The organism is Streptomyces kurssanovii, assembly GCF_040677245.1.
Classification (GTDB): domain Bacteria; phylum Actinomycetota; class Actinomycetes; order Streptomycetales; family Streptomycetaceae; genus Streptomyces; species Streptomyces kurssanovii.
Genome location: NZ_JBFAQK010000022.1, coordinates 85383 through 105768 on the forward strand (window position 1 = coordinate 85383; position 20386 = coordinate 105768).

Sequence of the window (20386 nt, forward strand, 5' to 3'; positions counted from 1 at the left end):
CCATCGCGTTGCAGTATGTGCAACGCCCATTGCGTATTTCGCTTGAGGCTGTCTAACATCCGAGCCGACGCGGGGTCAATGGGCCCAGCGACCGACCCAGCGAGGAGCCCACGCGATCATGACCGCGAGCGCGTACGGACCCATGGACGTCGTCTGCCTCGGCGAGTCCATGGTCACGTTCCTGCCCACCCGGGCAGGGCGTCTCGCCGATGTGCCGTCCTTCGTCCGCGGCATCGGCGGCGCCGAGTCCAATGTGGCATGCGCGCTCGCCGCCGCGGGACACCGCACACGCTGGGTGGGCCGGGTCGGCGCCGACGGCTTCGGCGACCACCTCGTGTCGGCGATCACCGCGTACGGGGTGGACACCTCGGCGGTGACCCGGGACCCGGAACGCCCGACGGGCGTCTACTTCCGCACGGCGACCGACCGGGCGACGGACGCCCACGAGGTCGTCTACTACCGCGCGGGCTCCGCCGCGTCGGCGATGTCCCCCCGCACCGTGCCGTCCGACGCGGTCCGGTCCGGCCGCGTGCTGCACCTCTCCGGCATCACGGCCGCCCTCTCGCCCGACTGCCTCGCCCTGATGCGCGACCTCACGGCCCGGCGGGACGGAGGCCCGCTCGTCTCGTTCGACGTGAACCACCGGCCCGGCCTGTGGCGTGACCCGTCCGCCGCGGACGTCCTGCTGGAGCTGGCCCGCGGGGCGGACATCGTGTTCGTCGGGGAGGACGAGGCGGAGGAGGCGTGGGGCGTACGGGGCGCGGACGCGATCCGCGCGGCGCTCCCGGAGCCGTCGGTGGTGGTCGTGAAGCGGGGTGCGGCGGGAGCGGTGTCCTTCACCCGCCGCCCGGACCCCGCCCTCGGCAACGACCCCGGCGCCGGCAGCGACACCGTCACCACCGTCCCCGCGCCCCGCGTCGCCGTCACCGCCCCCGTCGGGGCCGGTGACGCCTTCGCCGCCGGGTTCCTGTCCGCCACGCTCCGCGGGCTCACGGCGCGGCAGCGGCTGCGGCACGGGCACCTGTGGGCCGCGGCCGCACTCACCGTCCCCGGGGACCTGGCGGCGCCGCCCGCCGCCGGTCACGCCGACCGGCTGGCCGCCCTGGACGACGAGGCCTGGGGGAGACTGCACCTCGGCCCCGGGTGGACGGGGGAGGACCAGGAGGTACGTACACCATGAGCCAGACCGTCGACCGAGCGCTGAGCATCCTTCCGCTGCTCGCGGAGGGGCCGGCCGACCTCGGGCAGGTCGCCGACCGCCTCGGCGTGCACAAGTCCACCGCGCTGCGGCTGCTGCGCACCCTGCACGAGCACGGCCTCGTCCACCGCCAGCAGGACCAGCGCTACCGCCTCGGCGCACGCCTGTTCGCGCTGGCGCAGGAGGCCGTGGAGAACCTCGACATACGCGAGATCGCCCATCCGCATCTCGTCGCCCTCAACGAGCAGATCGGGCACACCGTCCATCTCGCCGTGTACGAGGAGAGCGAGGTCCTCTACATCGACAAGGTCGAGAGCCGCTACCCGGTGCGGATGTACTCCCGTATCGGCAAGCCCGTCGCGATCACCGTCGCGGCCGTGGCGAAGCTGCTGCTGGCCGATCTGCCGGAGGCCGAGCGGCGCGCACTCGCCGAGAAGCTCGACTTCCCCATGTACACGTCCCGTTCGATCCCGAACGCCGGCGCCTTCCTCAAGGAGCTGGCGACCGTGCGCGAACAGGGCTGGGCCACCGACCTGGGTGGCCACGAGGAGTCCATCAACTGCGTCGGGGCCCCCATCCGCGGTGCGGACGGCCGGGTCGTCGCCGCCATGTCGGTGTCCGCGCCGAACGTCGTCGTCACGGCCGACGAACTCCTCACCCTCCTCCCGCTGGTGCGCCGCACCGCCGACGCCATCAGCCGGGAGTACTCAGGACAAGCACCCCGACAGGAAGAACGCCCATGACCGAGAAGACCGCCCTCACCCCGAGCACCCACACCGCGCCGCCCGCCAGGTTCTCCCACGGTGTGCGCAAGGGCAACATCCTCCAGGTCGCCGGTCAGGTCGGCTTCCTGCCGGCCGAGGAGGGCAAGGCCCCCACCCCCGCGGGACCCACCCTGCGTGAGCAGACCCTCCAGACCTTCGCCAATGTCCAGGCGATCCTCGAGGAGGGCGGCGCGAGCTGGGACGACGTGATGATGATCCGCGTCTACCTCACGGACACGGCGCACTTCGCCGAGATGAACGAGATCTACAACGAGTACTTCAAGGATCTGACGGTCGCCCCCGCCGCCCGTACGACCGTCTACGTCGGCCTCCCCGCCGGCCTGCTCATCGAGATCGACGCCCTGGCCGTCCTGGACTGATCTTCCTGAACCCGCCGCTCCACGGCACGGCGCTCCCCGAAGCGCCGTGCCGCGCTCCCCCCTGGCCGAAAACAGGCGGAAAGCGCCTGGATCCGCCTGAAATCCCCTGAACGGACGCTCCCCATGTTCCTCGCCGCTGACGCGCCCCCACCGCCCGTACCGCACACGGGCGGACTGCTCACCCTCATCGACGGCACCGCCGGTCTGCTGACCGTCGCCGCGCTCGGTATCGCGCTGCTGCTCGTCCTGATCATCAAGGTCCGGCTGCAGCCGTTCGTCGCGCTGCTCGCCGTCTCCATAGCCGTCGGCCTCGCGGCGGGCCTGTCGGTCACCGAACTCTTCGGCACGGTGCAGAAGTCCGCGGCCGTCTCGGTCATCGAGTCCGGCATGGGCGGCATCCTCGGCCATGTCGCCATCATCATCGGCCTCGGCACGATGCTCGGTGCGATCCTCGAAGTGAGCGGCGGCGCCGAGGTGTTGTCCTCCCGCCTGCTGAACCTCTTCGGCGAGAAGCGGGCCCCGCTCGCCATGGGCCTCACCGGCCTGATCTTCGGCATCCCGGTCTTCTTCGACGTCGGTATCTTCGTCCTCGCGCCGATCGTCTACGCGGCGGCCAAGCGCTCCGGCAAGTCGATCATCCTCTACGCCATGCCGCTGCTGGCCGGTCTGTCGATGACCCACGCGTTCCTCCCGCCGCACCCCGGTCCGGTCGCCGCCGCCGGCCTGTTCGACGTCTCCCTCGGCTGGGTCATCCTGATGGGCGTCGTCGTCGGCATCCCCGCCGTCATCGCGGCCTGGGGCTACGCCGCGTGGATCGGCAAGCGGCTGTTCGTCGAGGTCCCGCAGGACATGCTGGAGGCGGCGGAGGACGCCAAGGCCGCCGTCGCCGCCGAGCAGGCGGCGGCGGGCCGGCAGCCGCAGGAGGCGCCGGTCGCGCTCGGCACCGTCCTCGCCATCATCGGTACGCCGCTGGTGCTGATCCTCGCCGCGACGTTCTCCTCCATCGCGCTCGAGGAGTCCACGCTCCGCTCGGTCGTCGAGTTCTTCGGCAACCCGTTCGTCGCCCTGACGATCGCGCTGGTCATGGCGTACTGGCTGCTCGGCATCCGGCGCGGCTGGTCCCGCAAGTCGCTCGAGTCGGTCTCCACCCAGTCCCTCAAGCCGGTCGGCAACATCCTGCTCGTCGTCGGCGCGGGCGGTGTGTTCGGCGCGGTCCTGAAGGCGAGCGGCGTCGCGCAGGCCCTGTCCGACACCTTCAACGACGTCGGCCTGCCGATCATCGTGCTCGCCTACCTGATCTCCCTGGTGCTGCGCGTGGCGCAGGGCTCGGCGACGGTCGCGATCGTCACCACGGCCGGCATCGTGCTGCCCCTCGTCGAGAACGGCGGCCACTCGCAGGCGTTCCTGGCGCTCGTCATCATGGCGATCTCGGCGGGTTCGATCTTCGCCTCGCACGTCAACGACGGCGGATTCTGGATCGTCGCCAAGTACTTCGGCATCTCGGAACGGGACACGCTCAAGTCGTGGACGGTCCTCGAGTCGGTGCTGTCGGTCGCGGGCTTCGCGGTCGCCGCGGCGCTGAGTCTGGTCGTCTAGCGACGCCAGGGGCAGGGGGGAGGGACGCGTCCCTCCCCCCTGCCCCTTAGGCTCGGCGCGTGCTGACATACGAACAGGTGCGTGACTGGGTCCGCGGCAGGTACGGCCCCCGGCATGCCGAGCGGCGGATCACCGACATCGGGTACGCCTATGCGGTCAGCACCCAGCCGGACGCGTATCTGGACGGGGACACGTCCGCGATGACGTACGGCAACGGGCCCGAGCTCGTGGTGAAACGGACCGGCGCCGTCTGGCAGTTCGGGTCCGGCCCCGCGACGATGCCGTTGTACGACGTCCGTTCGGAGGACGAGCTGCGCCGGGCGATGGCGGCCCTGCTTCCCGGGTGGGACCCCGACCGGCCGCACGAATCGGTCCCGGTGACGCAGGCGCAGCCCGGGTTCCCGCCGGTGGCACCGGCGTATCCGGCGAGTCCGGCCGCCCCGCCGGCGTACCCGCCCGCCCCGGCGTATCCCATGAGCCCTGCGGGCCCGCCCGCTCACCCCGCGAGCCCGGCCGCACCGCCGGCGTACCCCATGAACCCCGCGGCCCCCGCGGCGTACCCGACGAGTCCGGTCGCCCCGGCGGCGTACCCGGCCGCGCCCCAAGGGCCCGAGTTCGTCGCCGCGGACGCGGACAACGCGGTGCTCGTCGACGCGGTGGGTGTCTCGTTCGACCAGCGGGACGTCGTCACCGACTTCGTCTGGCAGGACGTCCAGGCCGTCCACCACACCGTCCGCGGTCTGTGCCTGCTGGTCGGAGTGACCCACCGGAACGGCGTGTTCCATGAATGCCGGGTCGGCGCCGGCCGGCAGAAGAAGCTCCGGGAGTGGTCGCAGCAGCTCGCCCTGACGCTCGGCCACTACCGAGGCGGCGGCCCCGGCATGTGACCGACCCGGCGGGCGGTCCCGGTCAGCCGAGGCAGAGGACGAGCAGACACACCTTGGCCGGGGAGGTCGTCGCCGTGTCCGTCGGGCGGGTCTGCGGTTCGTCGGCCCCGGACCCCGACGTGGCGGGCGCGGTGGGGGACGGCCGGACGGCGGGGTCCGTCGTCGCCGGCGCGGTGGTCGGTGAGTCGGGGGCCTTCGTCGGCCGGGCCTGCGGTGCCTCGGGCGCCGCGGACACGGTGCGCGCCGGCACCGCCCGGTCGGGTGCGGTGGTCGGGGCCGAGGAAGCAGGCGCGGTCCGCGGGGCGGAGACGGCGGCCTCGGACGAGCGGGGCTCGGGAGATTTCGTGGCGCGTTCGGCGGGCTGCGTGGGGGACGCGACGGGCCGGCTCTTCCTGGCCTCGTCCGGGACCGTCGGGTCCGGTGCGGCGGCCGCGCTCGCGCCGCCCTTGCCGGAGTCGGTGGGCAGCGCGGCGATCGTCAGCGCTCCGCCGACGATCGCGAGCGCCGTGCCCGCGGCGGCCCGCCGCTTGTTCTTCTTCCAGCGGGCCAGCTGCCGCCGGCGGGCGGCACGGCCCTGCCCGGTGGACGTGCCGCCGGCCGTCGCGCCGTCCTGGCCGATGCCGGAGGCGGCCTCCGGCCGGGCGGGGAACTCCTCGGCCCCGTACGGCTCCCAGGCCGTGGCGGCCGTCGCCGCGGTGGTCCCCACGCGGTGCGTGGGCGGGGCTATGTCAGGGGCGTACGCGCCGCAGCCGGGGCACACCAGGGCGCCGTTGAGGTGCCGACGGCATGAGGAGCAGTAGTCCATGTGCTTCTTCCTGTGCTGACTACGCCGCCAAGGACATCGGCGACCTGTTCACGTTGAGCGTGCTGGGCCGGTCGGCGAGCAACGCTAACGGCGGCTGCCGGAGGCGGTGCGCAGTACCTGTGACGCTTTTGGAAAGATTGCCTTTCACCGCTCCGGAGGGATTGCGCTCCCGGACGGCCGTACTCGTGCCCGGATGTGCCGGTGCCGCGCGGGAGGTGTCCCGCGCGGCACCGGTCGTCGAACGGTCAGGCGCAGTACTGCTGCTCCTTGCCGATGGAGCGGTACATGCAGTCCGAGTTCTCCAGGAGTTGGAGCACCGCGTCGCGGTTGCGGCTCGTCTCGCGCTCGATCACCTCGTCGGGCGGGTAGAAGCCGCCGCCGCCGAAGCCGGCCGGGTACATCTCGAAGGTGTACCCGAAGATCTTCTGGTTGCCCCACAGCCAGTCGTCGATCGAACCGTCGGTGATGTAGAGGTCGCTCGACTGCTCCGCGGTGTAGCCGTTGCTCGCGGCCATCTTCCTTCCGACCGCGGCGAAGGCGTCACGGTCGTCCTGGGTCATGCCGGGGGCGGTGTCGGCGTTGGTCCAGCCGAACGGCCAGAGCACCAGCTCGCTGTACGTGTGGAAATCGATGCCCGTGGCGATCTGCTGCTTGCCGCCGACCACCCGGCTGCGGACGAAGTCGGCGACGACCTTCACCTCGGGAGCGGACTCGGCGGCCCTGCCGCGGTAGGTCTCCGAGCCGGTCGAGCCCGAGGAGCCGCCGCAGCAGCCCCACTTGTAGTTCCAGTTGCGGTTCATGTCGGTGCCGACGTACGACGAGCCGGAGTTCGGCTGCCGGTTCTTGCGCCAGCTGCGGTAGGAGCCGGAGGCGATGTCGTACTCGCCGCCGTCCGGGTTGAGGTCCGGGACGATCCAGATCTCGCGGCCGTTCACCGCATTGGTGATCCGCGAGTCGCTGCCGTAGTCCTCGCCGAACTCGCGCAGCAGGTAGAGCGCCATCTCGACGGTGAGATGCTCGCGGGCGTGCTGGTGGTGCGTGAAGAGGATCTCCGGCTCGTTCTCGTCCGTGCCCACGTTGTCGCTGATCTTGACGGCGACGATGTCACGGCCCTGGTAGCTCTTGCCGATGACCCGCTTGCTCATGATGTTCGGATACTGCGCCACGCGCTGGTTGATCTCGGCCGTCATCTCCGCGTAGTTGTGGTAGCGGGAGTCGGCCGACGGGAAGTCGAACGGCTTCACGTCCGCCGCCGTGCGGTGCCGCGGCGGCGCGGGCAGCGCCTCGAGAGTGTGTCCGAGGGCGCGAAGCCGCCGGGCCTCCGCGGCCGTTGCGCTGACCACGACCGTGTGGTCGTCGGCCTCGTCGATCGACACACCGGCGCTGGCGATTGCGGTGCGTTCGGCGACGGTGTCGGGCCCGTGGATCCGGTACTGCCTGATCTGCTCGTCCTCGGCGGCGGCGGGTGCCGGCCGGTCCGGTGACGGTGCGGCGCCGGCGCTGATGGGCGCGGCCACCGCGAGCGCGAGGGCGGCCGCGAGGGTGGCGGCCTTCCTCCGGTTCGCACGTATGCGAAGTCGCATGCTGTCTCCTGGGTGGGGAGTTGTGGGGGGTGCTCAGGTGCGACGTGCGGGTCTGTGCCGGTGTTCGAGCACATCGTGTCGGGGTGACATGCTCGGGTCAAGGAGAGCTTCGGCCGATCCTGGCCGCCGCAGGATCGGTACAGCCCCTTGCGCGATCACCCGCGCGGCGCTTTGGTGACAGCGATCACCTGGGACGAGCGGAAGGCGGCTGTGCCATGGCAGGCACCACCGAGCAGGACGCGGACGGGACGCTCTCCGTGCCGCGCAAGTCGAGCTGGAGGTACATCGGGCCCGGGATCGTCGTCGCGGCGACCGGTGTCGGGGCCGGAGACCTGGTCGCGACGCTGATCGCGGGCAGCAAGTTCGGATACACGCTGATGTGGGCGGCCGTCATCGGCTGCGTCGTCAAGATCTCGCTGGCCGAGGCGTGCGGACGCTGGCACCTGGCGACCGGGCGCACCCTCTTCGAGGGCTGGCGGTCCCTCGGGAAGTGGACCACCGTCTACTTCGCCGTCTACGTGGTCGTCTGGGGATTCGTCTACGGGGCCACCGCGATGTCCTCCAGCGCGCTCCCCATCGTCGCCCTGTTCCCGGACGGCCCGAGCCTCAAGGTGTGGGCGGTCCTCACGGGCCTGGTCGGCCTGGTCTTCGTCTGGTTCAACCGGTACGCCGTCTTCGAGAAGGTCATGACGGCGCTCATCGGCATCATGTTCGTCGTCGTGGTGTACGTCGCGATCCGCGTCACGCCCGATGTCGGCGCCGCGTTGGCGGGCCTGGCCCCGGTGCTGCCCGACGGGTCGCTGCTCTACACCCTCGGCTTGATCGGCGGTGTCGGCGGCACGATCACCATGGCCGCGTACGGCTACTGGGTCAACGCCAAGGGCTGGACGAACACCGGCTGGATGAAGGTCATGCGCCTGGACAACCGGGTCGCCTACATCACCACCGGCGTCTTCGTCGTCGCGATGCTCATCGTCGGCGCCGAGCTGCTGCACGCCTCCCACCTCGCCCTCACCAAGGGCGACAGGGGGCTGATCGACCTCGGGACCGTCCTGGAGGACAAGTACGGCGCGGTGACCGCCAAGCTGTTCCTCGTCGGCTTCTTCGCCACCTCGTTCTCGTCCCTGATCGGCGTGTGGCACGGCGTCAGCCTGATGTTCGCCGACTTCGTCGAGCGCTTGCAGCTCGACCGCAAGGGCGTACCCGTCGAGAAGGGCACCGTGGAGGAGGTGGCGGCCGGCCGGAAGGAGCGCTCGCTGCCGTTCCGGGCGTACCTGCTCTGGCTGACGTTCCCGCCGATCGCGCTGCTCTTCCTGGACCAGCCGTTCGGCCTCGTCGTCGCCTACGGCGTGCTGGGCGCGTTCTTCATGCCGTTCCTGGCGCTCACCCTGATCTGGCTGCTCAACTCCTCACGCACCCCGGCCGAGTGGCGCAACGGCATCCTCAGCAACGTGATGCTGGCCGCCGCGGGGCTGCTGTTCGTCGTGCTGTGCGTCCAGCAGGTGCGCGAACTGCCCTGGTGAGCGCGCATGCGACGAGGGCCCGTGCCGCCGGGGGAGCGGCGGTACGGGCCCTCGTCGTCCATGGGGGGTGCTAGGGCAGGTTGTGGACGTGCGGTCCGACCGCGTTGGACCAGGCGTTGCCCGCCGTCGCGTCCCAGTTGGTGGACCAGGTCATCGCGCCCCGCAGGCCAGGGTAGGTCTTCGAGGGCTTGAACGAGCCGCAGTTCGTGCCGCGGGCCAGGCAGTCGAGAGCGTTCTTCACGATCGACGGGTCGACGTAGCCGCTTCCCGCGCCGCGGGTGGAGGCCGGGACACCGAGGCCGACCTGGGAGGCGTCGAGGCCGCCCTCGAGCTGGATGCAGGCCAGCGCGGTCAGGAAGTCGACCGAGCCCTGCGAGTACACCTTGCCGTCGCAGCCGAGCATCGAGCCGCTGTTGTAGTACTGCATGTTGACGACGGTGAGGATGTCCTTCACGGCCAGCGCGGTCTTGAAGTACTCCGTGCCGGTGTTCTGCATGTCGATGGTCTGCGGCGCCATCGTCAGCACCAGCGACGAGCCCGCCTTCTGCGACAGCTGGCGCAGCGCCTTGGTCAGGTACGTCGAGTTGATGCCGTGCTCCAGGTCGATGTCGACCCCGCTGAAGCCGTATTCCTGCATCAGCGCGTAGGCGCTGTTCGCGAAGGCCGTGGCGGACGCGTCACTGTTGATGGTGACGTTGCCCTTCTCGCCGCCGACCGAGATGATCACGGACTTGCCCGCGGCCTTCTTCGCGGCGACGTCCGCCTTGAAGTCGGCGACGGAGGCGTATCCCACGGCCGGGTCGAGGTTGAAGACGATCTGGCCCGGCGTGGTCGTGGAGTCGGCGAACGACACCGCGATGATGTCGTACTGCGACTGCACGTCGCGCAGCTTCTGCACGGTGGCGCCGTTGTTGAAGTTCTGCCAGTAGCCCGTCAGCGCGTGCTTCGGCACCGCGGGGTTGCCCGGGTTGCCGCCCGTGGGTCCGGTCCTGCCGGTGACCGCGGCCGACTTGGCCGACTCGCCCGCCGTGTTCGTGGCCGTGACCTGGAACTGGTACGAGGTGTCCGCGGAGAGACCGGTCACCGTCGCCGACGTACCGGAGACGGACTGGACCCTCGCGCCGTCACGGTAGACGTTGTAGCCGGTCGCGCCGGAGACCGCGCCCCAGCTGAGGGCCACGGAGGAGGACGTCACCGCGCCGACGGTGGGAGCCGCGGGCACCGGCGGGACCACCGGGTCCGGATCGGTGCCGCCACCGCCGTCCGGGCCGAAGACGTTCACGTCGTCGGCGTAATAGGCGGCCTGGCCGTACCAGCCGTGGGTGTAGACGGTCACCGACGTGGTGTTGGCGCCCGTGGTGAAAGAGGTGGTGAGCTTCGTCCAGCTGCTGCCGCCCGGCGTCCAGGTGGACACGTCCGTCGTCCCGGTGCCGCTCGCCCCCAGGTACACGTAGCTGCCCTGCACCCACGCGCTCAGCGAGTACGTCGAGTTCGGTTTGACCGCGACGCTCTGCGAGCACTTGGCGTTGTCCTGGCCGGCGGGCGTGGCCTTCAGCGCGGAGGCGCCGCTGTGCACCGGGGAGGAGACGGCGGCCCCGCTGCCGCCGGAGCAGGACCAGTTGGTGAGGCCCGACTCGAAGCCGGCGTTCTTCGCGACGTTGACGTCGGCGGCCTGCGCGGTCCCGGCGGTGCCCATGAGCGTCAGCCCGGTGCCGACCGCGAGCGCCAGACCGGCGCCCAGGGCCCTCCTGCCGGATCGCGCCGGGCGGTTCCAGGCAGGACCCGGCCATCTCCGTGAGCGTGTGGTGCGGTCCACTTGCGGCCTCCGGTGGGGGAGTTGGGGGGTGGGGATGGGGATTGCGGACGGTGGCCACCGTTGGGCGTACAAACTGGTCCAGACCAATCGGGTTGTCAAGACCTCTGGCAGTGATTGGTCCCCGGAACGGTGTTCACTGCCTGGGCGGGGGTGGCTAGAGTGCTCATGCAGGAACACGGAGTAGCGAGCACCAGCAGCAGGAGCACGGAGCAGTAGGGATCTGCGGCCGCCGGACACCCCGGTGTCCGGAGCTGAACGGGGAACGAGCGTGCCGACCGCAATAGCAGTCACCAGCGCCGACCTGGTGCTACCGCCCACCGATCGACAGACGCCCACCGCCGCCCTGCTCCACCCGCCGGAGGAGGCTCCCCTCGACGCCGCGCTCAGCGACATGAGCGTCCTGCTCGAGCAGCACGGCTACGTCGTCGGCCTCTACCCCGCCTCGCTCCCCGCCGCCCACCAGCGCCGGCTGCACACGGTCCGTGCCGTGCTGGAGAGCGACCGCATCGCCCTGCTCAAGCTCGACCTGCCGCCGCTCGGCGTCGCCGTGCTCGCCCGGCAGCTACGGCAGCTGTCGATCTGCGACTTCGGCGCCGGAGTCGTCGCCTCGGCCGCCCGGTTGCTCTCCCACTACATCTACGCCGGCGCCCTGCTCGGATCCGTCGCCCGGCTCGACCGCATCCCGGTGAGCCTCACGTCCCACGCCAAGTCCTGGATGCCGGGCTCCCAGTTCGGTGTGCTGGCCGGCCCCCGGCCCCAGATGGTCAAGCTCGGCGGGGCGGGCCGGCTGGCAGGGCCCGACTTCGCCACGCAGCTGATCGTCGCCAGAGGGCAGCTCCAGTCGGAGTGGGTGACCGGCACCCTCGCCCCGGCCTGGCGCGTGCAGCAGCTCCACGAGGTCCCGCTGCCCCAGGACTCCGCGCGCTGGTGGGGGACGGGACGGCTGATCGAGTTCGCCGCCTTCATCCCCGACATCTCGGTCCTCTACCAACTGGTGTCTTCCGTACGGCGAGAGGTGTGCACATGGTGCGGCATCCAACTCATCGGTGACCGCTGCGGCTTCTGCTCCGCCCCGCTCACGGCCGCTTCCAGCCGCACCGGGGCGACCAGGGCGCTGACCGCGGGGCCATGAACAGCCACGCCCGGCCGCCTGCCGTGACCACCCCCACGGCCGCCGCCTCAGCCGCCGCCCGCGCCGCGTCGTCCACCGCACCGACCGCTTCCGCCTGCCCCGCCGTGCCTGCCGCGTCCGTACCGTCCGCCCCATTCGTCCCACGTCATCGAACGAGGTCGTCCCACCCATGAATTCACGGCAGCGCCGCGGCGTTCTCCTGATTCTGCTCTCGGTCGTCTGCGGCGTCGCCGCGTTCGCCGGCGTGCTCACCGTGATCGCCGACGTGAACTCGAAGGTCGGACCCGAGACCACCGCCTACCGCGTCAAGAGCGACATAGCCCCCTACACACCGCTCGAGGCCGGGCAGTTCGAGAAGGTCTCGATACCCGAACGCTGGCTGTCCCGGAGCGCGGTGACCGACCTCGGCGTACTGCGGGGCAAGATCGCCGTGACCGAGCTGCGTAGCGGATCCCTGCTCCAGAGCGACATGATCGTGCAGAAGCCGGAGCTGGAGAGCGGTCAGCAGGAGATCGCCATCATGATCGACGCGGCGACGGGCGTGGCCGGAAAGATCCGGCCGGGCAACCTGGTCAACATCTTCGCCACCTTCGCCGCGCAGAACGACTCCGGCACCGACCAGTCCCGGCTCATCGTCGCGAACGCCAAGGTCATCGACGTCGGAGAGCTCACCGCCCTCGACCGCAGGAGCGGCGACCGCGGCAACGCCCCCCGCGAGGCGGTGCCCATCACCTTCGCGCTGAACACGGCGGACGCCCAGCGCGTCGCCTACGCCGAGTCCTTCGCCGAACATGTGCGCCTGGCCCTGCTGCCCGACGGGAGCCCCACCACCCTGCGGCCCGGTGACGGCAGCTACGACCTCTCAGAAGACAAGAACAAGTGAGGGCCGGATGACGACGCGTATCCTCCCCGCCGTCGGCGACCCCGACGCCGCCCGGTCCATCGTCAGCCTCCTGGGCCGGCTCCCCGACGCGGAACCGGCACCACCGGTCGGCGACTCCACCTCGCTCGTCGACATGCTGGCCCGGCTCGCCGCCGAGTCGCTCGACGAACTCCCGGAAGTCGTCCTGGTCCACGAGCGCATCGGGCCGCTGCCCGCCCTCGAACTGATCCGGGACGTCGCCCTGCGCTTCCCGGCCGTCGGCGTCGTGCTCGTCACCGCCGACACCAGTCCGGGCCTGTACTCGGCGGCCATGGACTCCGGCGCCCGCGGCCTCGTCGCCCTCCCCCTCGTGTACGAGGAGCTGGCGCAGCGCGTCCAGGCGGCGGCCGGCTGGGCGGCGGGCGTACGCCGGCACCTCGGCCACGGTCCCGAGGCGGCGCTCGGCGGACCGGGCGGCACCGTCGTCACCGTGAGCGGCGCCAAGGGCGGCGTCGGCACGACCGTCACGGCGATCCAGCTTGCCCTGGCCTCGGCGGCCTCCGGTCACTCCGTCGCCCTCGTCGACCTCGACCTCCAGGGCGGTGACGTCGCCTCCTACCTGGACGTCCAGTTCCGCCGCTCCATCGTGGACCTCGCGGCCATCCGGGACATCGGCGCCCGGGTCCTCCAGGACGCCGTCTTCAACCACGAGACGGGCGTGGCCCTGCTCCTCGCCCCGGCGGAGGGCGAACGCGCGGAGGACGTCAGCGACCGGCTCGTCCGGCAGACCCTCGGCGCCCTGCGGCAGCGGTACGAGACCGTGGTCGTCGACTGCGGCACACAGGTCAACACCGCCAACGCCGCCGCCATCGAGTCGGCCGACACCACCCTGCTGCTGACGCTGCCGGACGTGGTGACCGTACGGGCCACCAAGCGGATGGTGCGGCTCTGGGACCGGCTCCAGATCCGCAAGGCGGAGGAGACGATCACCGTCGTCAACCGCCATACGCGGACCACGGAGATCCAGCCGCCGCTGGTCTCGAAGATCACCGCCACGAAGGTGGCACGCACGGCGATCCCCGCGAACTTCAAGGAGCTCCAGGGCGCCGTCGACGCGGGCCGTATGCAGGACCTCGACGCCAAGTCCTCCGTCAAGCAGGCCATGTGGGCGCTGGCGGGCGAGCTGGGGCTGGTCAAGGACGTGCAGGGGGACGTGAAGCAGAGCCGCTTCGGGGCCGGACGCCGGCACGGGCGCGCGAAATGACAGCGCCCGCCCCGCGCATACGGGACGACCGGGGCCAGTCGGCGATCGAGTTCACCGGCATGGTGCCGATCATCCTCGTGACGCTGGCCGTCCTGTGGCAGTCGGCACTCGTCGGCTACACGTTCGTGCTCGCGGGCAACGCGGCGGACAAGGCGGTCGCCGCAGGGGCGCGGGCGGAGGGCGGCGGCGCGGCGGCCTGCGCGGCGGCCGCGGAGGAGGACCTGACCGGCGGCTGGTCGGCGGCCGTCACCTGCGGGCCGGACGGAGACCTGTACAAGGCCGAGGTCTCCTTGGAGGTGCCGCTGCTGTTCCCCGGCGTCAACCTGCCGATCACGGTCAAGGGCCGGGCGGGCGCGGCCGCCGAACGGAGGGACGGGCCATGAGACGCCGGGACCTCCGGGACGACCGCGGCCAGAGCGCCGTCGAATACGGCGGCTGGCTGTTCCTGCTGCTCTTCGTGATGACGATCGCGGTGCAGGTGGGCCTCGCCGTGTACGCGGCCCAGCAGGCCGGCACCGCGGCCCGCGCCGCGGCGCGGGTGGCCGCGCAGGACGAGGCGACGACCAGCCCCCAGGCCGCCGGGCAGCAGGCGCTCAGCTCCTGGCTCGACGCCTCCGTCGCCGCCCGCCAGGACGGCGACGCGGTCACCGCCGACGTCACGGTCACCATCCCCGGCGTGGTCCCCGGCATCAGCTTCGGCACCGTCACCAAGTCCGCCACCATGCCTCTCGACAGGGAGTCGACACGATGAGCCTGCGCGCACGCATCCAGCGCATCGACGGCCCCGAGCCGGCGAACGGCCAGAGCGAGGAGAGCCGACTCGTCGGCGTCTACCGGGCCAAGCTCCTCGAGGAGATCGACCTCGCCGAGATGTCCACCCTCGCCGCCGCCGAACGCCGCGTCCGCCTGGAGCGCGTACTCGGCCACATCATCAGCCGCGAGGGCCCCGTCCTGTCCACCGGCGAGCGCTCCCACCTCGTCCGGCGGGTCGTCGACGAGGCGCTCGGCCTCGGCATCCTCGAACCGCTCCTCGAGGACGCGTCCATCAGCGAGATCATGGTGAACGGCCCCGAACAGGTCTTCGTCGAACGTGACGGCCGGCTGGAGCAGCTGCCGCTGCGGTTCTCCTCCACCGAGCAGCTGATGCAGACCATCGAGCGCATCGTCTCCACCGTCAACCGCCGCGTCGACGAGGCGAACCCCATGGTCGACGCCCGGCTCCCCAGCGGTGAGCGGGTCAACGTCATCATCCCGCCGCTCTCCCTGACCGGCCCCGTGCTGACCATCCGCCGCTTCCCCCGCGCCTTCACGCTCCAGGAGATGATCGGCCTCGGGTCCCTCGACGAGCACATCCTTATGCTGCTCGCGGGCCTGGTACGCGCCAAGTTCAACGTGATCGTCTCCGGCGCGACCGGCACCGGCAAGACCACCCTCCTCAACGCCCTGTCCGGCCTCATCCCGGACGGCGAACGCATCGTCACCATCGAGGACTCCGCCGAACTCCGGCTCCAGCAGACCCATGTGATCACCCTGGAGTCCCGCCCCGCCAACGTCGAGGGCAAGGGCCGCATCACCATCCGCGACCTCGTACGCAACTCCCTGCGCATGCGGCCCGACCGCATCATCGTCGGCGAGGTGCGCGGCGGGGAGACCCTCGACATGCTCCAGGCCATGTCGACCGGCCACGACGGCTCGCTCGCCACCGTCCACGCCAACAGCGCGGAGGACGCGCTGATGCGGCTCCAGACGCTCAGCTCCATGTCCGAGGTCGAGCTGCCGTTCGTGGCCATCCACGACCAGATCAACAGCGCCGTCGACGTCGTCGTCCAGCTGACCCGGCACGCGGACGGGGCACGCCGCATCACCGAGATCGCCGTCGTCGACTCGTACGGCCGTGAGGACTACCGCTTCGTGACCGTCTGCCGGTTCGAGGCGGAACCGCCGGCCGGGGACGGGCGCGTACACGGCAGGTTCCGGTACTTCCCGCTGCCCCGGCGGGTCGCGGAACGCCTCTACATGGCGGGCGAGGCGATCCCGCCGGCCTTCGGGGTCGGCGAGTCGCAACTGGAGCTCGCCACCCGGGTGCCACCGGGCCTGAGCCCGGTGCCCGACCCACGCACCGGCCACTCACCGGAAGGGCACCGCCCGCGATGAACCTGCCCCTGGTGACCCTCGGCGTCACGCTGCTCGGCTGCGTACTCGCCGTCCTCGGCGTGCGCTCCTGGTCGGTGGGCCAGGCGCGACGCCAGGCGCTGGTCGACCGCATGTCGCAGTCCGGACCACTCGCCCTCGAGAGCGGCCGCCGGCGCCGTTTCGCGGGAGTGGACCGCAGGCTCCGCGGCACCCGGCTCGGCCGGCGCATCGAGCGGAACATCTCCGCGACCGGCCTGGAACTGACCGCCGGGGAGTACGCCGTCTACGTCGTGGCCACCCTGCTGGCGCTCTACTTCGTCGTCGGCTCGGTCTTCGCGCCGTTCTTCGGCCTGCTCGCCGTCCTGATCGGCGTCTGGGGCGCGAACGGCTTCCTCAACTGGCAGCGGGCCAAACGCACCGAGGCGTTCATCAGCCAGCTCCCCGAACTCACCCGGGTGCTCGCCAACGCCACCCAGGCCGGGCTCGCCCTGCGCACCGCGATCGGCATGGCCGTGGAGGAACTCGACGACCCGGCGCGCGAGGAACTGCGCCGCGTCGCCGACCAACTGGCCCTCGGCCGCTCCCTCGACGACGCGCTCGGCGACCTCGTCGAACGCCTCCCCTCACGCGAACTCACCGTGCTCGTGTCCACCCTGATCCTCTCCAACCGGGCGGGCGGCACCATCGTCACCTCACTGCGCAACCTCACCGAGACCCTGGAGGAACGCAAGGAGACCCGGCGGGAGGTCACCACCCTCCTCTCGCAGGTCAAGGTGACGGCGGTGGCCGTCCCGGTGCTCGGCCTCGGCTTCCTGCTCGTCATCAACGGCATGCGGGACGGGGCCCTGGAGGACATGACCGGCGCACTCGGCGGGCGCGTCGCCGTACTGATCGCGGCCGGTCTGTACGCACTCGGCTTCATCCTCATCAACCGGCTCACCCGCGTCCGCATCTGAGACCTGACCAGAAGGGAGGAGACCCACATGCTCGGACTTGCCCTGGCCGCCGTGATCGGCGCCGCGGTCGCCGGCGTCTTCCACGGCATACGCATGTACCGGGCGGAGGCCAAACTCCCCGGCGACCTCGCCATCGCCCTGGAGGTCGGCGCCACCCGCACCAGCTACCCGGGCATGGCCATCGACCGCCTCGGCATGCGCTGGGCGCCCTCGGTACTGAGACTGATGGGCACCCGCCAGGTCGACCGCGTCCGCCGCAGGCTGGACATGGCCGGCAACCCCGGCGGCCTGACCGTGGACCGGTACGCGGCCCGCCGCGCCGTGTACGGGATCCTCGGCGGGCTCGTCGCCTTCGGGATGCTCATGAACGGGCAGGTCGTCCTCGCCGTCCTGTTCCTGCTCTACGGCCTGTTCTGGACGGACGTCCTGCTCAGGGCGGCCATCGCCCGCCGCCGGGACGACATCGAACGCACCCTGCCCGACTTCCTCGACGTACTCGCCGTCGTCGTCTCCGCCGGCCTCGGCTTCCGGCAGGCCCTGGAGCGCGTCGCGGAGAAGTACGAGGGCCCCTGGTCCGACGAACTGCGTATCACCCTCCGGCAGATGGACATGGGCATGGGCCGGCGCGAGGCCTTCGAACAACTGCGCCGCCGCAACGAGTCGGAGCAGGTGTCCATGTTCGTCTCCGCGCTCCAGCAGGGCGAGGAACTGGGCGCCCCGATCGTCGACACCCTGATCCAGATCGCCAACGACATGCGCAGGACCGACGCCCAGAACGCCAGAAGGAAGGCGGCGAAGGCCGTCCCGAAGGCGACGCTGATCGTCACGAGCTTCATGCTTCCCGGGACGATGATCCTCATCGTCGCGGGCTTCTACTACGCGGCCGACGTGGACTTCGGCGCGATCTTCGGAGGCTGAGGGGTGAGGTTGCCGCGATGAAGGGTTCACGAGCGATTCGACCAACGGTCTTCGCTCACGCAAGCGAATGTGGGAGATTCTCCTCGGAGGCCCGGCGTAGCCGGGAGACTCCATGGAGTGATCAGCGGCGAGGGAGGCCGGACCGACATGAACCAGCGGTCCGTCGAAGGGGAACGAGGGGTACGCCATGAGGGACTTCGGCCTGCACAAGGTCGCGGCTGCGATCGGACTCCGCCGGGACGGACTCCGCGACGATCGGGGGCAGGGGTCGATCGAGTACGTCGGGATCACGATTCTGGTGGTGGCGATCGTGGTGCTGCTGCTGAACACGAACATGGGCACCGAGATCGCGAACACGTTCACCGAAAAGATCAATTCGGTGCTCGGCGGCGGTGGCGGTGGCTGAGCCGTTCCGGGCCGGACGATGACGGCCAGGCGACCCCGCTCTACATGGCAGCCGTGGTCGGCCTTCTCTTTCTCGTCCTTGTGTACCTGGCATTCGGCCAAGCCGATGTGACCCGCAACGGTACGCAGACCGCGGCCGACGCGGCCGCACTGGCAGCAGCCCAGGAATCCAGGGATCAGCTTGAATTGACAGACCTCCTCGACGACTTGGAGGCGATCCTTGACGGTGAAGTGCCGGCGGGTACCCCGGACGGTTGCGGGCGGGCTGCCGACTTCGCCGACCGGAACGAAGCTGTGGCCGACGGTTGCACGCCGCTGAACGACGGCCGATGGGGCTTCACCGTCAACGTCGAGTCCCGGGAGTCCATGGGAGACAGCATCATCGAAGGCACCGGCAGCAAGCACGCAACGGCACATGCCACCGCCGTCGTCGAACCACGCTGCACCTTCACCCCTGGGGAGAGTGCGCCCACGGAGCCGGGTGAAGGAGACGATGCCGACGAGGAGAAGCCCTTGCCGGGCAAGCTGCTGTGCGACTCCGAGGAGTGGGTCGTCGACCCCGACGAGCCCGATCTGCTGCCGGACATGGCAGACCTTTTCACCGTCCGACTGGCCGAGGACTGAGCCGATGAACGCAAAGGAACAGGATTGATGAGCAAGCGGCATATGAGGACCAGGAGCTGGGCCGCGGCAGCTGTGCTGTCGTCCGCCTTGATCCTCACTCTGTCGGCCTGTGGCGGTGACGGTGATGATTCGGGCCCGAAGGGTTCGTCGTCATCAGCACCCGCCGGATCCAAGGGTGGAGACAAGGCCAGTTCCACTCCGGAGTCGGCCCCGAGTGCACCGAGCGAGCCCATCGCAACGGTCAAGGGTGACCAGGGGGTGGAGATGTCCGTGTTCTCGGCACGAAGGGACGAGGGTGGCTTTTTGACCCTGGACGGCGTCATCAAGAACACCGGGTCGGAACAATTCACCACCCCCGTCCAGTGGAGCGGCCTGGAGCAGTCCGTCGCAGCCACCGGTCGCTCGTTCGCCGGCATGACCCTCGTCGACTCGGGCGGCAAGAAGCGGTACTACGTGCTGCGCGACACGGACAACCGTCCGCTCACCACCTACGCATACCGCACCCGCATGGAGCCCGGCGACTCCCTCACCTTCTTCGCCCAGTTCCCCGCGCCACCGGCGGGCACCACACAACTCGCCCTCCAGTTCCCCGGCTTCCCCAGCACCACGATCGAGCTGTCGTGATGCGCCCCGCGACCAGGATCACCGTGACCGCCGCCGTCCTCGCGGGTGCGCTCTCCGCCGGCCTGCTCGCCGGCGGCAGCGCCTTCGCCGACGACGGCCCCTACGCGGCGCCGCCCGCCGAGGCTCCCGTCAAGGTCGACGCCAACGACTCGGACCTGAAGCTCCCCGAGGGTGCGACGCTCGCCGACCCGAAGGTCATCGACATCAAGTCCGTCGTCGAGGACATCAGCGGTGAGGAGCGCCGCGAGGAGACGAACTCGGACATCAAGTTCGCCCTCCAGGCCGAGGTCCTCTTCGGCAAGGACAGCGCCAAGCTCTCCGGCGAGGCCACGTCCCGTATCTCGGCGATCGCCGTCGAGATCAAGAACCAGAACGCCAAGAAGATCCGGGTGTTCGGCTTCACCGACGACCTCGGCTCCGAGGCGCACGGCGACAAGCTGTCGAAGGAGCGCGCCGACGCCGTGCACAGCGTGCTCTCGCAGCAGTTGAGCGCCGAGGGGATCACGTACGAGATCCGCGGTTACGGCGAGGACTATCCGATCGCGAGCAACACGTCGGAGGAGGGCCGCCGGAAGAACCGCCGGGTCGAGGTGTCGTTCCCCAGGGAGTGACCGCCCCGCACGACTGCCACAGCAGGGGGACCGGCTCGAGCTGTGCCCTCATGACCTCGGCGCCGCCGAGGCGCCAAAAACTGGGTGCTCCTGCCCAGGTGACGCTCCCGACGATGCGCGGCTTGACGACTTCCTGGTCCGTAGGCGCGACCCAGGCGCTCCCCCTGCCCGGTCGTCCGCCTGATGTGGGGCCGCCCTCATGGTCTTGATGGTCGCGGCTCCGGGGCGTGCGTCAAGGGCGCTCGGTCGTTCCTCCCTCGCGTCGCTGCGCGATGGGCTGCGCCCACCCTTGACCCCCGCCCCTG

At 70.7% G+C, this 20386-nt stretch carries 21 protein-coding genes; 18 read left to right on the forward strand and 3 right to left on the reverse strand.

Features of this window, described 5'->3' with window-relative positions:
- Positions 1-118: 118 nt before the first annotated feature.
- The 5 genes from AB0K36_RS17935 (at position 119) to AB0K36_RS17955 (ending at position 4825) form a co-directional block, all read left to right on the forward strand.
- Positions 119-1180 (forward strand): sugar kinase, encoded by a 1062-nt coding sequence (locus AB0K36_RS17935; RefSeq protein WP_364594931.1) that lies wholly within the window; start codon positions 119-121, stop codon positions 1178-1180.
- Positions 1177-1941 carry an IclR family transcriptional regulator gene (locus AB0K36_RS17940; RefSeq protein WP_364594934.1) on the forward strand — a complete coding sequence of 255 codons (765 nt, stop codon included), beginning with the start codon at positions 1177-1179 and terminating at the stop codon, positions 1939-1941. Before AB0K36_RS17935 ends, AB0K36_RS17940 begins: the two co-directional genes overlap by 4 nt.
- On the forward strand, positions 1938-2342 hold the full coding sequence (locus AB0K36_RS17945; protein WP_364594937.1) for a RidA family protein: 405 nt from the start codon (positions 1938-1940) through the stop codon (positions 2340-2342). Before AB0K36_RS17940 ends, AB0K36_RS17945 begins: the two co-directional genes overlap by 4 nt.
- Before the next feature lie 123 nt (positions 2343-2465).
- Positions 2466-3938, forward strand: coding sequence for a GntP family permease (locus AB0K36_RS17950; RefSeq protein ID WP_364594940.1), 1473 nt, complete (start codon positions 2466-2468; stop codon positions 3936-3938).
- A 59-nt stretch (positions 3939-3997) separates the two neighbouring features.
- The gene (locus AB0K36_RS17955) at positions 3998-4825 is read left to right on the forward strand and encodes a hypothetical protein (protein ID WP_364594943.1); all 828 of its coding nucleotides are present in this window, start codon (positions 3998-4000) and stop codon (positions 4823-4825) included.
- 22 nt (positions 4826-4847) lie between these two features.
- On the opposite strand, the gene AB0K36_RS17960 is transcribed toward AB0K36_RS17955, so the two are convergent.
- Positions 4848-5630 (reverse strand): SCO2400 family protein, encoded by a 783-nt coding sequence (locus AB0K36_RS17960; RefSeq protein ID WP_364594945.1) that lies wholly within the window; start codon positions 5628-5630, stop codon positions 4848-4850.
- Positions 5631-5875: 245 nt separating this feature from the next.
- A complete protein-coding gene (locus AB0K36_RS17965; RefSeq protein ID WP_364594948.1) occupies positions 5876-7213 on the reverse strand; it encodes a M14 family metallopeptidase in 1338 nt (445 codons plus the stop codon).
- A 215-nt stretch (positions 7214-7428) separates the two neighbouring features.
- On the opposite strand from AB0K36_RS17965, the gene AB0K36_RS17970 reads away from it, so the two are divergent.
- Positions 7429-8736 carry an Nramp family divalent metal transporter gene (locus AB0K36_RS17970; RefSeq protein ID WP_364594950.1) on the forward strand — a complete coding sequence of 436 codons (1308 nt, stop codon included), beginning with the start codon at positions 7429-7431 and terminating at the stop codon, positions 8734-8736.
- A gap of 70 nt (positions 8737-8806) precedes the next feature.
- Here the strand turns inward: AB0K36_RS17970 and AB0K36_RS17975 are convergent, their stop codons facing one another.
- Complete coding sequence (locus AB0K36_RS17975) at positions 8807-10552, reverse strand: chitinase (protein WP_435877884.1); 1746 nt, start codon at positions 10550-10552, stop codon at positions 8807-8809.
- A gap of 268 nt (positions 10553-10820) precedes the next feature.
- Here AB0K36_RS17975 and AB0K36_RS17980 point away from each other — a divergent pair, with 268 nt between their 5' ends.
- From AB0K36_RS17980 to AB0K36_RS18035, 12 genes are all read left to right on the forward strand, one after another.
- Positions 10821-11684: a hypothetical protein gene (locus tag AB0K36_RS17980; protein WP_364594952.1), complete on the forward strand. Its 864-nt coding sequence runs from the start codon at positions 10821-10823 to the stop codon at positions 11682-11684.
- A 169-nt stretch (positions 11685-11853) separates the two neighbouring features.
- On the forward strand, positions 11854-12567 hold the full coding sequence (gene cpaB / locus AB0K36_RS17985) for a Flp pilus assembly protein CpaB (protein WP_364594954.1): 714 nt from the start codon (positions 11854-11856) through the stop codon (positions 12565-12567).
- A 7-nt stretch (positions 12568-12574) separates the two neighbouring features.
- The gene (locus tag AB0K36_RS17990) at positions 12575-13810 is read left to right on the forward strand and encodes a CpaE/TadZ family protein (protein ID WP_364594957.1); all 1236 of its coding nucleotides are present in this window, start codon (positions 12575-12577) and stop codon (positions 13808-13810) included.
- Positions 13807-14193, forward strand: a complete 387-nt coding sequence (locus AB0K36_RS17995; protein WP_364594960.1) for a pilus assembly protein — start codon at positions 13807-13809, stop codon at positions 14191-14193. Before AB0K36_RS17990 ends, AB0K36_RS17995 begins: the two co-directional genes overlap by 4 nt.
- Entirely contained in the window at positions 14190-14561 is a 372-nt protein-coding gene (locus tag AB0K36_RS18000; RefSeq protein WP_307708044.1) for a TadE/TadG family type IV pilus assembly protein, read from the forward strand. Before AB0K36_RS17995 ends, AB0K36_RS18000 begins: the two co-directional genes overlap by 4 nt.
- On the forward strand, positions 14558-15964 hold the full coding sequence (locus tag AB0K36_RS18005; RefSeq protein ID WP_364594963.1) for a TadA family conjugal transfer-associated ATPase: 1407 nt from the start codon (positions 14558-14560) through the stop codon (positions 15962-15964). The genes AB0K36_RS18000 and AB0K36_RS18005 overlap by 4 nt, the downstream gene beginning before the upstream one ends.
- Positions 15961-16899, forward strand: a complete 939-nt coding sequence (locus tag AB0K36_RS18010) for a type II secretion system F family protein (protein ID WP_364594966.1) — start codon at positions 15961-15963, stop codon at positions 16897-16899. The genes AB0K36_RS18005 and AB0K36_RS18010 overlap by 4 nt, the downstream gene beginning before the upstream one ends.
- A 27-nt stretch (positions 16900-16926) precedes the next feature.
- Positions 16927-17817 (forward strand): DUF5936 domain-containing protein, encoded by an 891-nt coding sequence (locus AB0K36_RS18015; RefSeq protein WP_364594969.1) that lies wholly within the window; start codon positions 16927-16929, stop codon positions 17815-17817.
- A 187-nt stretch (positions 17818-18004) separates the two neighbouring features.
- Positions 18005-18223: a hypothetical protein gene (locus tag AB0K36_RS18020; protein WP_364594989.1), complete on the forward strand. Its 219-nt coding sequence runs from the start codon at positions 18005-18007 to the stop codon at positions 18221-18223.
- The gene (locus tag AB0K36_RS18025; RefSeq protein ID WP_364594991.1) at positions 18220-18846 is read left to right on the forward strand and encodes a pilus assembly protein TadG-related protein; all 627 of its coding nucleotides are present in this window, start codon (positions 18220-18222) and stop codon (positions 18844-18846) included. The genes AB0K36_RS18020 and AB0K36_RS18025 overlap by 4 nt, the downstream gene beginning before the upstream one ends.
- A gap of 264 nt (positions 18847-19110) precedes the next feature.
- Entirely contained in the window at positions 19111-19470 is a 360-nt protein-coding gene (locus tag AB0K36_RS18030) for a hypothetical protein (RefSeq protein WP_364594972.1), read from the forward strand.
- Positions 19470-20081 (forward strand): OmpA family protein, encoded by a 612-nt coding sequence (locus AB0K36_RS18035; protein WP_364594994.1) that lies wholly within the window; start codon positions 19470-19472, stop codon positions 20079-20081. The genes AB0K36_RS18030 and AB0K36_RS18035 overlap by 1 nt, the downstream gene beginning before the upstream one ends.
- Positions 20082-20386 lie beyond the last annotated feature (305 nt).